Origin of the sequence: Bacillus sp. V59.32b (assembly GCF_003429085.1) — a bacterium.
GTDB lineage: Bacteria > Bacillota > Bacilli > Bacillales > DSM-1321 > Peribacillus.
In genome coordinates this window covers 23,258-34,770 of the sequence record NZ_QVTC01000039.1, presented here as the reverse complement: position 1 = coordinate 34,770, position 11,513 = coordinate 23,258, and the positions used below count along the sequence as shown (strand labels likewise).

The 11,513-nt window shown below is 40.1% G+C and carries 18 protein-coding genes; 7 read left to right on the top strand and 11 right to left on the bottom strand.

Annotation, left to right across the window (positions count from 1 at the left end; all coding sequences use genetic code 11):
* The 3 genes from D0463_RS19365 to D0463_RS09740 all read left to right on the top strand — a co-directional run.
* Positions 1-463, top strand: a 463-nt coding sequence (locus tag D0463_RS19365) for a hypothetical protein (protein WP_160118396.1), incomplete at its 5' end; no start/stop codon positions are given.
* Positions 460-891 carry a hypothetical protein gene (locus D0463_RS19200; protein ID WP_133299562.1) on the top strand — a complete coding sequence of 144 codons (432 nt, stop codon included), beginning with the start codon at positions 460-462 and terminating at the stop codon, positions 889-891. The genes D0463_RS19365 and D0463_RS19200, both read left to right, overlap by 4 nt.
* Before the next feature lie 100 nt (positions 892-991).
* Entirely contained in the window at positions 992-2,035 is a 1,044-nt protein-coding gene (locus tag D0463_RS09740; protein WP_117307215.1) for a ribonucleotide-diphosphate reductase subunit beta, read from the top strand.
* Between the two features lie 127 nt (positions 2,036-2,162).
* Here the strand turns inward: D0463_RS09740 and crcB are convergent, their stop codons facing one another.
* The 4 genes from crcB to D0463_RS09725 all read right to left on the bottom strand — a co-directional run bounded on the left by crcB (position 2,163) and on the right by D0463_RS09725 (position 3,363).
* On the bottom strand, positions 2,163-2,531 hold the full coding sequence (gene crcB / locus D0463_RS09735; RefSeq protein ID WP_117307214.1) for a fluoride efflux transporter CrcB: 369 nt from the start codon (positions 2,529-2,531) through the stop codon (positions 2,163-2,165).
* Positions 2,528-2,746, bottom strand: coding sequence for a fluoride efflux transporter FluC (locus tag D0463_RS19870; protein ID WP_254052759.1), 219 nt, complete (start codon positions 2,744-2,746; stop codon positions 2,528-2,530). Before D0463_RS19870 ends, crcB begins: the two co-directional genes overlap by 4 nt.
* 7 nt (positions 2,747-2,753) lie before the next feature.
* A complete protein-coding gene (locus tag D0463_RS20255) occupies positions 2,754-2,900 on the bottom strand; it encodes a hypothetical protein (protein ID WP_367946582.1) in 147 nt (48 codons plus the stop codon).
* 265 nt (positions 2,901-3,165) lie between these two features.
* Positions 3,166-3,363 carry a cold-shock protein gene (locus D0463_RS09725; RefSeq protein WP_117307213.1) on the bottom strand — a complete coding sequence of 66 codons (198 nt, stop codon included), beginning with the start codon at positions 3,361-3,363 and terminating at the stop codon, positions 3,166-3,168.
* Positions 3,364-3,634: 271 nt separating this feature from the next.
* Between D0463_RS09725 and D0463_RS09720 the strand changes: the two genes are divergently transcribed.
* Positions 3,635-4,096: a GNAT family N-acetyltransferase gene (locus D0463_RS09720; protein WP_117307212.1), complete on the top strand. Its 462-nt coding sequence runs from the start codon at positions 3,635-3,637 to the stop codon at positions 4,094-4,096.
* Positions 4,097-4,117: 21 nt separating this feature from the next.
* Here the strand turns inward: D0463_RS09720 and modB are convergent, their stop codons facing one another.
* Positions 4,118-4,774 (bottom strand): molybdate ABC transporter permease subunit, encoded by a 657-nt coding sequence (gene modB / locus D0463_RS09715; RefSeq protein WP_117307211.1) that lies wholly within the window; start codon positions 4,772-4,774, stop codon positions 4,118-4,120.
* A 2-nt stretch (positions 4,775-4,776) separates the two neighbouring features.
* Positions 4,777-5,550 carry a molybdate ABC transporter substrate-binding protein gene (modA, locus tag D0463_RS09710; RefSeq protein WP_117307210.1) on the bottom strand — a complete coding sequence of 258 codons (774 nt, stop codon included), beginning with the start codon at positions 5,548-5,550 and terminating at the stop codon, positions 4,777-4,779.
* A gap of 325 nt (positions 5,551-5,875) precedes the next feature.
* On the opposite strand from modA, the gene spx reads away from it, so the two are divergent.
* Positions 5,876-6,271, top strand: a complete 396-nt coding sequence (spx, locus tag D0463_RS09705; protein ID WP_117307209.1) for a transcriptional regulator Spx — start codon at positions 5,876-5,878, stop codon at positions 6,269-6,271.
* 36 nt (positions 6,272-6,307) lie between these two features.
* Here the strand turns inward: spx and D0463_RS09700 are convergent, their stop codons facing one another.
* Together D0463_RS09700 and D0463_RS09695 are read right to left on the bottom strand one after the other, a co-directional pair.
* Complete coding sequence (locus D0463_RS09700; RefSeq protein ID WP_254052758.1) at positions 6,308-7,639, bottom strand: HAMP domain-containing sensor histidine kinase; 1,332 nt, start codon at positions 7,637-7,639, stop codon at positions 6,308-6,310.
* 85 nt (positions 7,640-7,724) lie between these two features.
* On the bottom strand, positions 7,725-8,411 hold the full coding sequence (locus D0463_RS09695) for a response regulator transcription factor (protein ID WP_117307207.1): 687 nt from the start codon (positions 8,409-8,411) through the stop codon (positions 7,725-7,727).
* A 308-nt stretch (positions 8,412-8,719) separates the two neighbouring features.
* Here D0463_RS09695 and D0463_RS20250 point away from each other — a divergent pair, with 308 nt between their 5' ends.
* Both D0463_RS20250 and D0463_RS09685 read left to right on the top strand, forming a co-directional pair.
* On the top strand, positions 8,720-8,926 hold the full coding sequence (locus D0463_RS20250) for a DUF5316 family protein (RefSeq protein ID WP_367946581.1): 207 nt from the start codon (positions 8,720-8,722) through the stop codon (positions 8,924-8,926).
* A gap of 19 nt (positions 8,927-8,945) precedes the next feature.
* Positions 8,946-9,488: a hypothetical protein gene (locus D0463_RS09685; protein WP_117307205.1), complete on the top strand. Its 543-nt coding sequence runs from the start codon at positions 8,946-8,948 to the stop codon at positions 9,486-9,488.
* 846 nt (positions 9,489-10,334) lie between these two features.
* On the opposite strand, the gene D0463_RS09680 is transcribed toward D0463_RS09685, so the two are convergent.
* From D0463_RS09680 to D0463_RS20105, 3 genes are all read right to left on the bottom strand, one after another.
* Positions 10,335-10,559, bottom strand: a complete 225-nt coding sequence (locus D0463_RS09680) for a hypothetical protein (protein ID WP_117307204.1) — start codon at positions 10,557-10,559, stop codon at positions 10,335-10,337.
* A gap of 77 nt (positions 10,560-10,636) precedes the next feature.
* The gene (locus D0463_RS09675; RefSeq protein WP_117307203.1) at positions 10,637-11,188 is read right to left on the bottom strand and encodes a TVP38/TMEM64 family protein; all 552 of its coding nucleotides are present in this window, start codon (positions 11,186-11,188) and stop codon (positions 10,637-10,639) included.
* Positions 11,189-11,377: 189 nt separating this feature from the next.
* Positions 11,378-11,512: a hypothetical protein gene (locus D0463_RS20105; protein ID WP_301950638.1), complete on the bottom strand. Its 135-nt coding sequence runs from the start codon at positions 11,510-11,512 to the stop codon at positions 11,378-11,380.
* Position 11,513 lies beyond the last annotated feature (1 nt).

The window sequence follows — 11,513 nt, the reverse complement described above, 5'->3', positions numbered from 1 at the left end:
TGAATTTGTGCTCGATCATTCAGATTTGTGCTCGATTATTTGGATTTGTGCTCGATTATCTGGATTTGTACTCGATCAGCTGGATTTGTGCTCGATTATCTGGATTTGTGCTCGATCAGGCGGATTTTTGCTCGATTATTTAGATTTGTGCTCGATCATTCAGATTTGTGCTCGATTATCTGAATTTGTGCTCGATCAGCCGGATTTCTGCTCGATTATCTGGATTTGTGCTCGATCAGCCGGATTTCTGCTCGATTATCTGAATTTGTGCTCGATCATTCAGATTTGTGCTCGATTATCTGAATTTATGCTCGATTATCCAGATTTTTGCTCGATCAGCCGGATTTGTGCTCGATTATCTGGATTTGTTCTCGATTATCTGGATTTGTTCTCGATTATCTGGATTTGTTCTCGATCAGCTGGATTTCTGCTCGATTATCTGGATTTGTGCTCGATTATTTGAATTTACGCTCGATCATCCAGATTTGTGATCGATTATTCGAATTTGTGCTCGATTATTCGAATTTGTGCTCGATTATCCGGATTTGTGCTCGATCATTCAGATTTGTGATCGATTATCTGAATTTGTGCTCGATCATCCAGATTTGTGATCGATCAGCCGGATTTATGCTCGATTACCTGAATTTGTGCTCGATTATCCGGATTTGTGCTCGATCATCCGAATTTGTGCTCGATCATCCAAATTTGTGCTCGATCATCCGAATTTGTGCTCGATCAGCCGAATTTGTGCTCGATTATCCAGATTTGTGCTCGATCAGCTGGATTTGTGCTCGATTATCTGGATTTGTGCTCGATTATCTGAATTTGTGCTCGATCATTAAGATTTGTGCTCGATCAGCCGGGTTTGTGCTCGATTACCTGGATTTCTGATCGATCAGCCGGGCTTGTGCTCGATCAGCCGAATTTTGTGAGGTGCTGTACGTCGAATGTGAGTCGTGTGCGAGTTAATCAAAAGAAAAGGTGATGTTATATGTCTATTAGCTTAAATAAACGCAGCATCATGGATGCCACAGCTCCAAACCGCTCTACTGCCATTATTAACGGCAGCTGTTCCAACATCTTGAATTGGGATGATGTCGCATACTCTTGGGCTTACCCAAAATATAAAAAAATGCTGGCCAATTTTTGGACGCCCTTTGAAATCAACATGTCGCAGGACATCAAGCAATTTCCGCAGCTTAGCGAAGTTGAAAAGGAAGCCTTTCTGAAAATCATCGGCCTCCTTGCCCTGCTTGACAGTATCCAAACGGACTATGCAGGAAAGGTTGCCGATTATTTAACGGATTCGAGCATGAATGCGCTTATGATTATCCTGGCACAGCAGGAAGTCATCCATAACCATTCATACTCTTATGTATTATCAAGCATCGTGCCGAAACAGAAGCAAGAGGAAGTGTTTGAATTCTGGAGAAACGAGCCCGCTCTTATTGAGCGAAACGAGTTTGTTACCAATGGCTATAAAAGCTTTGCCGAAAATCCGTCTGTGGAGAATGTTTTAAAGTCGATTGTTTACGACGTTATATTGGAAGGTCTTTTCTTCTATTCAGGTTTCGCCTTTTTCTATAACCTTGCCAGAAACCAAAAGATGGTCGCCACTTCAACGATGATCAATTATATTAACAGAGATGAACAGCTCCATGTCGACCTGTTTGTTAAAATTTTCAAGGAAGTGCTTAATCAGTATCCGGAATACGATACCCCTGAACTAAAAGTCTTTGTTCAAGAAACCTTCATAAAAGCGGCAGAATTGGAAATTGAATGGGGCCGACATATTATTGGCAATAAAATCGAAGGAATCTCAATGGGAGACCTTGAACACTATATAAAATTCTATGCCAATGTGCGCTGTAATCAGTTAGGATTCGACCGGCCCTTTGAAGGGTTCCGGGAAAACCCGTTGCGTTGGATCAAAGCTTATGAAGAAGTCGACCTTGGCAAATCGGATTTCTTCGAACAAAAGTCACGGCAATATACGAAGGTGAATAATGCCGATAATGGATTTGATGACCTATAATAATTAGCATATCCTTGCTGAAATTTGGATTCGTGACGGGAAGTTCCACTTTTGAATGAAAGTAACGGTAAGACACTTGGATACAGAAAAGGATAGTGAGCCTTGGGCTTACTATCCTTTGATTTTGCTATACAATTATTTTCAGAATAAAATAATAACCGAACGCTGCAACCAATACTCCAATTACTACAGAAGAAATTACATAGACCATCGCCGTTATATAATTTTTTTCTTCCAACAGTGCAATGGTCTCTGTCCCAAATGTCGAAAAGGTCGTATATGCGCCGCAAAATCCTATGCCAACGAATGACCATAGCCATTCTGACAGTAAATTTGAGATATGTAATGCAGCAAGGATGCCCAGCAAAAATGATCCAGAGATATTAATCACCCAAGTGCCCAACGGAAATTCTCCCTTTGCTCTCCTCATCAAACCACCTATTAAGAAACGGGCTGCTGCTCCTATTGCCCCGCCAGCCCCTATTAGCCAGATCATACTGTTTCACCTTTTCTAAACGGGAAGGACTTAGCAAAGATTTTCCCGGCAAACGCAAGAAAGATTCCGCAAACAATACTCAGTAAAATGTATGATACAGCCATTACGATATGACCTCTTCCTGCCAGCTGGATGGTTTCCAATGAAAAGGTCGAGAATGTCGTGAAAGAACCTATAAAACCGGTTCCCAAAAACAAAATAAAATGCGGATCTATTCTTTTTTTATATGCTGCAAATGAAAACAGCCAGCCAAGAAAAAAAACAGCCGACGAGATTTATACAAAAAGTCGCAACCGGAAATCCATTTTGCACAGGTAGCCATTCTCCAATAGAAAAGCGACATATCGATCCCAGAAATCCGCCGAGCATGATAAGAACCAGATTCATCACCTAAACACCTCGTATCTCAATGAACATGGATTATTTTAGATAAATGATACCATTTACACTTTTCTTTTTGTAGCCGGTTTCTATTTTTGTAGCGTAAATTCCGGTTTTATAGCGGATTTTATCAAGTATGTAGCCCAAAGTTAAACTTACTGTTGCGGTTGCTCACCTTATACAGGATAAATGAGAATCGCCAAAAAACCACATAAAAAAAGACTCCTATAAGGAGTCTTTTTTTAACGTCCAATTACTTTTGAACGTTTGCAGCTTGAGGTCCGCGAGCGCCTTGCTCGATTTCGAAAGTTACTTCTTGACCTTCTTCAAGAGTTTTGAAACCTTCACCTTGGATAGCAGAGAAGTGTACGAATACGTCGTCTTGACCTTCTACTTCGATGAAACCGAAACCTTTTTCTGCATTAAACCATTTTACTTTACCTGTTACCATGTATGTTTCCTCCCATTGGAAAAAAATCCTTTTATTACTATTCTTGATTTAGGATAATGTCTTAAGAGGAAACCTTTTGGATCGCTCTATTACAATTATTCCGCACAAAAATAATTGTCTTTAGTATATCATGTTGGATTTTTAAAAAACAAGGTTTTCAGCCAGGATTTTGCCGACAAGTTCTTCCAAAAGTCAACAGTAAAAAACGACAAATTTTGATAAAATTAAGTTGATAACCCTCCCATATTTTTGGATAAAGGTGGTTGAATTTATGTTAAGGAAAATTGCTTTGGATAATCTTTTGCTAGTCAAGGAATTGGATAGCCTTCAGAAGAAATCATATGCCGTTGAAGCTGAGTTGATCGGGTTTTACGATATTCCTCCACTTAAAGAAACAATAGAGCAACTTATGGCCAGTCAAGAAGAGTTTGTCGGTTATTTCATTGATGAGAAGCTCGCAGGTGCCATTTCATACTCTCCTGAAAACGGCACGCTCGTTATTTGTCGATTAATCGTTGACCCTGGGCATTTTAGAAAAGGAATAGCCAAAAAATTAATAAATCATCTTCAAAAAGAACCAAACCACAATAAAATAATTGTCTCAACTGGAAAAGAGAATCAGCCGGCCATCAACCTTTACAAGAAACATGGCTTTAGCTTCGTCAGGGATATTGAAGCGGCTCCCGGCTTTTTCATTACGATGCTAGAAAAGATCAAAAAAACAGACCGCTGAACTGTTTCAAGCGGCCGAAGATTAATCCCTTATTATATGAACCAATAAAAGCATAACAAATGAAATGACAACCATCGTCCCGACCCAAAGCCATGCCATTTGCATGTTCCCTGAATCAATGGCCACATAAATCGCTGTTGGAATCGTCTGTGTTTTGCCAGGGATATTCCCGGCAAACATTAACGTAGCGCCAAATTCTCCAAGTCCCCTTGCAAAGCTAAGAATCGCGCCGGCAATAATTGCTTTAACCGCGAGAGGCAAGGTGACCAGGAGAAACACCTTCCGTTCATTAGCTCCGTCTACACGGGCTGCATTTTCGATATCGCCATCAATCGCTTCAAAGCCGGCTTTCGCAGACTGATACATCAATGGAAAAGCGACGACAATGGAAGCGATGACCGCGGCCCACCAGGTGAACATTACCGGCTGGTGGAACAGCCACTCAATAGTCCGGCCAACCGGACTATTATGCCCAAACGCGACAATCAGTAAAAAGCCCACAACCGATGGAGGGAGTACGAGCGGCAGTAGAAATATAGTTTCAACCAGTACCCTTCCCTTGAACCTCTTTCTGGCCAGGATTCGTGCTGCCCACATACCGAGGAAGAAAACAAGGACCCCCGAAAGAATAGCTACCTTGATTGATAGGCTGACCGGCGTCCAAAAATCCACTGCCATCGTTAATTTAAATCCTTAAATCCGTGTTTACTAAGTATGTTCATTGCCTTATCTCCTTGCAAATAATCGAAAAATTGTTTACTTTCCTCAGGGTGTTCCGTATTTTTTATTATACCAAAAGGATAAACAATCGGCTCGTGACTATCTATCGGTGCTACTTCTACTATTTCTGTATCCTTAGATTGCCGGACATCCGTACTATACACAATGCTGGCATCTACATTATTCATTTCCACAAATGATAGTGCCTGCCTGACATCCTTCGTATAGACAAGCTGGGATTCAACAACATCCCAAAGTCTCAATGCTTTTAACGTTTGACGTGCATATTTCCCAGCCGGTACGGTTTCCGGTGTCCCGATTGCGATTCTTGAAGCATTTTCCAAGTCACGAAAGGAGTCTATGTTTAAACTTGAATTTTCAGGTACAACCAGCACGATCTCATTTCCTGCCAGGTGTTTTTCCTGCTCAATAATTTGGTCACGAACTAACGTACCAAAATTATCTTCTGCTGCCGAAATAAACAAATCTACGGGCGCACCTTGGGCTATCTGTTGCTGCAATGCACCTGAAGAACCTAAATTAAAGTGAATCTTGATGTCTTTATTTTCCTTTTCAAACTCTTTTCTAATTTCATCAAGGACATCCTTCAAACTGGCTGCTGCTGAGACCGTAAGTTCAACATCCTCAGTGTTTTCATTCTGGTTCGTACTGTTACATCCGCTGAGTATTGTGAAAAGCAGCGTTAGAGATAACATTACTTGAAGCCTCTTCATCTTCGCACTTCCCTCTAAAGTCTGCAATCTTATCGATGAATCAAAAGATTGTCTACAAACTGATTATACACATTAATGGATTTTCAGGAGAGCAAGTTAACCATTATTGTGAATAAATATATTGGATCAATCGTCTGAAACCACGGTTTCAGCACCCATTAAGCAAACCAGAGATTCAATGACCCAAAAATCAGCAGAGATATTTAACATAAAAAAGTTTTTCTCCTGACATTTGGCTGACACATTATAACGATAAAGTAAGAATATCAACAATTATCAAATAAAAACTAAACTGTAATGATAAAAACTAAAGGAGTCGATCACATTGGTTACGATTTATACTACACCTAGTAGTCTAGCATGCAGGAAAGCAAAGTCTTGGCTTCAAAAAAATAACATTGCCTATAATGAACGAAATATCTATGCACAACCTTTATCGGTGGAAGAAATAAAAGAAGTACTGAGAAAAACAGAGGGCGGGACGGATGAAATTGTTTCGACTCGATCTAAGAAGTTCAAAAGCTTAAACATCGATATTAACAACACGCCTCTCAACGAACTCTGCGAAATCATCCAGAAGAACCCTGATTTATTGCGCCGTCCGATTGTTTTTGATCATAAAAATTTACATGCAGGCTATAACGAAGAGGAAATGGGACGATTCCTGCCGCGTAAAGTCCGCAATATCCAGCTTTGGAGAGCAATCAGCTTAATCAATTAAGAAAAAGGTTGTCCGGATTGAACTGGACAACCTTTTTTAATTCGAATGGGGTGTCTGCATAAGAGATATGGTAAAGGTCGTTCCATTCTCATTGCTCTCTTTCAGCACAAGATCCCCTTTTTGCGCTTTAGCAAGCATTTTACTGAATGGAAGCCCAAGTCCAAGACCGCGAACCTCCAACTTTTTCTTTTCTCCTCTGTAAAAAGGTTCAAAGACATTGTCCTGTTCATTCAGAGGGATTCCTCTTCCATTATCTTTTACGTCGATGTTTATATTATTTTTTCCGTTGATGTACAAGGAAATCTCAATTTTTCCATTATCCAATAAAGCTTGTTTGGCATTATTTAATAAGTTAATAATGATTCCTTGCAAACGGAGTGAATCGGCCATACCGAAAATCAATTTCTCCGGCAGCTTCACATCCAATTCGAAATTCTGCTCCTCCTGGGTAGCCCTCCATTGATAGGCAATTTCTTCAACAACCTCATTCAAATTCATTTGTTTTACTTTAATGGTAAATGCGCCAGCCGAAATAGCATTGAAATCCAGCAGATCTTCAATCATTGTCTGAAGCCGTTTGATTTCCTTTAGGGAAGTATCTAGAAATTCCTTGCTTTCTTCCCCGGTGACCACATCGTCCTTAACGGCCTGCACGAGACCGCTGATGGAAGTAACAGGAGTTTTCAAATCATGCGTCACACCGGCAAGTAATTCCGCCCGCAGTTTTTCAAGCTGTGTCAAACGGTTGGTCATCTCTTTAAACGACTGTACCAATTCATAAATCTCTTCTTCACGGGCATTTTCGTGTAACTGGATATCATAATTTCCTTTACGGATTTGCACAGCGGCCTCTGCTACATCTTGAATCGGTTTGGAAATTTTTCGTGATAACACATAGATTACTGCCCATCCCAGAATTCCGAGGCCAAACAACATGATTGCTAACAATCCGTGATCCTGGTTGATCTCCATCAGTGAATTTTCGTCCTGAACAATAAATACCCAGCCAATCCGCTCTTCCGAATAATCAATCGGAGATTTCACCACATATACTTGATTGCCATCGTTCAGGTCAACCTTTTGAATGCTGTCTTTACCTTGGAGAATCGATTTCTGTATTCGGTCTTCTCCTTCTTTTATATAGATTTGCGGGTTCGTAAAGATAATTTGGCCATCTGGATCAGTTATATAGATAATTGGTTCTTTGTTCAGATGGAGAATTTTTTCCCGTTCATTGATAATCCCTGATAAAATCGGACCGATGACAATTTGCCCATTCTCCTTGATGGCCCGGTCAGACGTTTCATCCGCTAAATACTTCAGCAAATTCAGCCTGTATTCAAGCGCTGTTTGCTGCATCCACCACATCGAAAAGACCCCTAGAAAAATCAGGCCAACGAAAAGGGTCATCACATAGCGAGTTGTCCAATACCTCAGAAGTGTGGTTCGTTTTTTAGTTTTCATAGACACTCAATTGATACCCCAATCCTCGTAGAGTTTTGATTTCCCCTTCAGAAGTCGGCCAAGCTTCCAGCGATTTACGAATCCGCTTTATGGCAAGGTCGACAGCCCGGTCACTGCCATCGTAATCCAGTCCCCACACCTGCTCGATTAGCTGCTCTCTCGTGAAGATCTGATTCGGATTTTGGGCAAAGAAAATGAACAAGGATAAATCCCTTGGTGTCAGGCTGATGTCTTGTCCGTTCACCTGGACAACGTACGAATCCAAATCCACTTTTAAGCTTCCATATTGAATGATATTATCTTCTCCAAAAATGCCTGGAGATCGTCTCAGAACTGCATGGACTCGTGCAACCACCTCTTCGGCAACAAATGGTTTTGGGATATAATCGTCCGCCCCTGTTTTAAAGCCTTCTAATTTATAATCGATATCACCCAAGGCAGTAAGCATGATTACCGGACACGAGTCCTTTTGGCGGATTTCCTTCAGGATCTCCCAACCATCTTTACCGGGAAGCATGACATCCAGCAAAACGAGATCAGGATTACTCTTGTCAAAAACGGCCAGTGCTTCTCCTCCGTTAAAAACTTGGATAATCTGAAACCCTTCACGCTGCAGATAAGCCTTCAGTACCATCGAAATGGCCTTCTCATCTTCCACTATCAAAATCGTCTTCAAAAGGACCCCTCCTTTACACAAAAGTATATAAAATCAAAGCGTATTCGCCAATAGTCTACAAAAGTTTCCACAATTGAAGATAATAATAGCACAGGAATGTGTCAGTTCGATGTTGAAATTTGATTTGGTGAAATTCACCCATAGCTCTCATGTAAAATAATGGATATAATTGATTATGCGATATGTTATAATTTACTAAAAAGTATGGTGGTGAGATTTATTAAAAAATCTTTCATGTTTGGAGTCGTCCTTCTGCTAATTGACTTTATTATTTATGCAATTTTACAGGACATTCATTTGATTCCGAAATTAACTGGAATTACAGGAGGTTTTTTTTACTTTTAGCCGCTCTGTTTATGGGGGCATTTATCCAACCTGACACGAGAAGAGTAGACATTGAGACAGAATCAAGTGAATCTCTAGAAAGACGAACAAATTGGTCTACAAGGTTACTCCTCGTATCTCTTCCAAGTTTATTGGTTTGTATACCTTCTTTTATCATGATTTATTACTAATGTGAGGGAGATAAATAGGGTGTTTAAGACAGGAAATCAAGCTTTTGCATTTTTGTACATCTTACTATTTGTTTTGATTGTTGGTGGATGCGACCCCTTTTCAAAAGATAACTCCGAGTCTCATCAATCCCCCGCCTGTACGGACCTAAGCAATGAACACATTCAATCTATTTCATTAAAATCCACCAAAGATGATGTAACGAATGTATTGGGGGAACCTGATTTTGTTGAGGAAATAGAGAATCCTAAATCCACTTATTTTATATATGGGAAAGATGAATCAGATTATGATGTTGATTTTCTGTTAGAGGAAGGAAAAGTTCAAAGGATCTATTTATCCAGCAATAAGTATAAAACAGCTAAAGGCGTAGCGGTTGGCAGCCATAAAAGTGAGGTTATAGATGCCTACGGAGACAATTACTATGAAAGAACAGAGAAAGGTGCACCGATTATCGGCTATTTTGATAAGGTTAATCACATAAATATGGAATTCGGTTTTTCTGAGGATAGAGTAACAGGGATCATTGTAGCCGCAACCCGTTTTTGTAGTGGGAATTTCTGATTTTGCAGCCGACTTCTTCAGGTTTGTAGCCGATGTTCGAACTTTTGTAGCGGGAATTTACATTTTGATTGTTTCAGGTCATTAATTATAAGAAGACATAATCATCCTCTATTGATTATGTGTTTCCAATAGTCCCAAGCCTTCAGGTATTCCCCTAAATCATCTGGATGATGCTTCATGCATGCGGCCAGACGCAGGTACAATCCAATGATCTTCTCCATATAAGAATATGCACTTTTGTTGCCGGAATTTTCGTTTTATTGCCAGATCCGGATTTCGTTGCCGAAATTTCAGTTTTGTTGCCAATCTGACTTGTTTTGTTGCCGGAACTCGGACTTTTGTTGCCGGAATTTTCGTTTTGTTGCCAGATCCAAATTCCGTTGCCGAAATTTCAGTTTTGTTGCCAATCTGACTTGTTTTGTTGCCGGAATTCGGACTTTTGTTGTCGGAATTTTCGTTTTGTTGCCAGATCCAAATTCCGTTGCCAAAATTACAATTTTTGTTGCCGCTTTGACTTGTTTTGTTGCCGGAACCCGGACTTTTGTTCTCGGAATTTTCGTTTTGTTGCCGGGTCTTTGCTTTGATGCAGAAGATTATCGAAAGAAAATGATTAACTATTTTAAATAGAATTTCTTCATATTTTTCAATAATTTGCGGGACACTTCTGTTTTCGGGATCTTTTTGATTGTTGCCAGTAGTTTTACCGATTCTGCCATCATTCCAAGATGGGTTCGGTTCCGGGTCCGGGTTCCCACTTCCCTTTTAAAAAGTCTTTCATAAGCAAAAAGCTAGCAGGTGTCCCTTTAGCACCTGCCAGCTTTTCTCAAAATATGTACCAATTTAATTTCATTCTTCATGCACTGTATCGTCGACGATCGCCCATAATTCTTTATTAAACAGCTCATTGTTGCAGACTAAGCTATGATTGTCTTCGTTTTCCGCCATGGTTAGGATATCTTCATCTTCGTCTTTGGCTTCCATTATTTCAAAAAGATCCATAACTCCATCCGAGGTTTGATTTTCAGTCTGATTGGTTATTTGTACATTAACCTTGTTTTCTTTACCCTTCATATCAATCCCTCCTTTTCCTGATATCTTCCCCAAATCTTGATGGTTTAACCCATTTTATGTATAAACTGTTTAAGTGATTATTTTTCTCTTGAACTTTTAATAATTAGGATCAGAATTAGTAAAAAAGCTGTTAAGGCCAAAATAACTTTGCCTTGTCCTTCCCATGCCAGAACTTGGTGTACCGCGTATGCTTCAATCAATAACGCAGGGATTTTTCCGACTGTGCTGGCAATGGCGAAGGTACTCAGATTTACTTTGCTTACTGCTCCTGCAAGGGTGACAAGCCCTGATGGAACAAAGGGGAAAATTCTCAGAGCTAGTATTAATATAAACGCCTCGAGACCATTACTTGTATGCAATCTGTTCAAAAATTTATTGTTAAATTCCTTTTTAGGCAAAAACTTGTGAATCCCTTTCCTGTACAAATAAAAGCTGGCAATCGCTCCGATCGCTTCCCCAATAATGGATAGTATTACACCGCCCGAAAAGCCAAAAAAGGTAATGTTCGCAGCGGTTAAGAACACGCTCGGAACAAAACCAAGCAGACTTATCACAACATTTAGTAAAACACTGATCCAAATTGCGAATAATCCACTTTCGCTAAACCATCGTACAACCTGATCCTCCATATATCCCACCTTGTCTAGATTTCATATTTATTCTATAGTTCCACTGCTTTGTAAAATATACTATACTAATAGATCTTGGTTTTATAGCGGAAGCACAAGGATAATGCAGCTTACACGAGATTCGCTATTCTTGCTAACACAAAAGAGGGTGTTCCAAGCTGGACACCCCCTGTATTTATTAACTATTTGTTAATCCGTTTCTTCAGTATGGTTCTCATGTTCCTGCACGGGTGCCGGTTCATCTGCAATGAACGCATCATATGCTGAATAACCGCCGATCACAGCTGCCAAATAAATGATAGCTGCCAATGCCCATTTTTTCATA

Bases quoted from the DNA above. Each gene is read 5' to 3' on its own strand.
- D0463_RS09740 (WP_117307215.1), top strand. From the start codon at position 992: ATGTCTATTAGCTTAAATAAACGCAGCATCATGGATGCCACAGCTCCA.
- crcB (WP_117307214.1), bottom strand. From the start codon at position 2,531: ATGATCTGGCTAATAGGGGCTGGCGGGGCAATAGGAGCAGCAGCCCGT.
- D0463_RS20255 (WP_367946582.1), bottom strand. From the start codon at position 2,900: ATGCTCGGCGGATTTCTGGGATCGATATGTCGCTTTTCTATTGGAGAA.
- D0463_RS09725 (WP_117307213.1), bottom strand. From the start codon at position 3,363: ATGGTAACAGGTAAAGTAAAATGGTTTAATGCAGAAAAAGGTTTCGGT.
- D0463_RS09720 (WP_117307212.1), top strand. From the start codon at position 3,635: ATGTTAAGGAAAATTGCTTTGGATAATCTTTTGCTAGTCAAGGAATTG.
- modB (WP_117307211.1), bottom strand. From the start codon at position 4,774: ATGGCAGTGGATTTTTGGACGCCGGTCAGCCTATCAATCAAGGTAGCT.
- modA (WP_117307210.1), bottom strand. From the start codon at position 5,550: ATGAAGAGGCTTCAAGTAATGTTATCTCTAACGCTGCTTTTCACAATA.
- D0463_RS09700 (WP_254052758.1), bottom strand. From the start codon at position 7,639: ATGTGGTGGATGCAGCAAACAGCGCTTGAATACAGGCTGAATTTGCTG.
- D0463_RS09680 (WP_117307204.1), bottom strand. From the start codon at position 10,559: ATGAAGGGTAAAGAAAACAAGGTTAATGTACAAATAACCAATCAGACT.
- D0463_RS09675 (WP_117307203.1), bottom strand. From the start codon at position 11,188: ATGGAGGATCAGGTTGTACGATGGTTTAGCGAAAGTGGATTATTCGCA.
- D0463_RS20105 (WP_301950638.1), bottom strand. From the start codon at position 11,512: ATGAAAAAATGGGCATTGGCAGCTATCATTTATTTGGCAGCTGTGATC.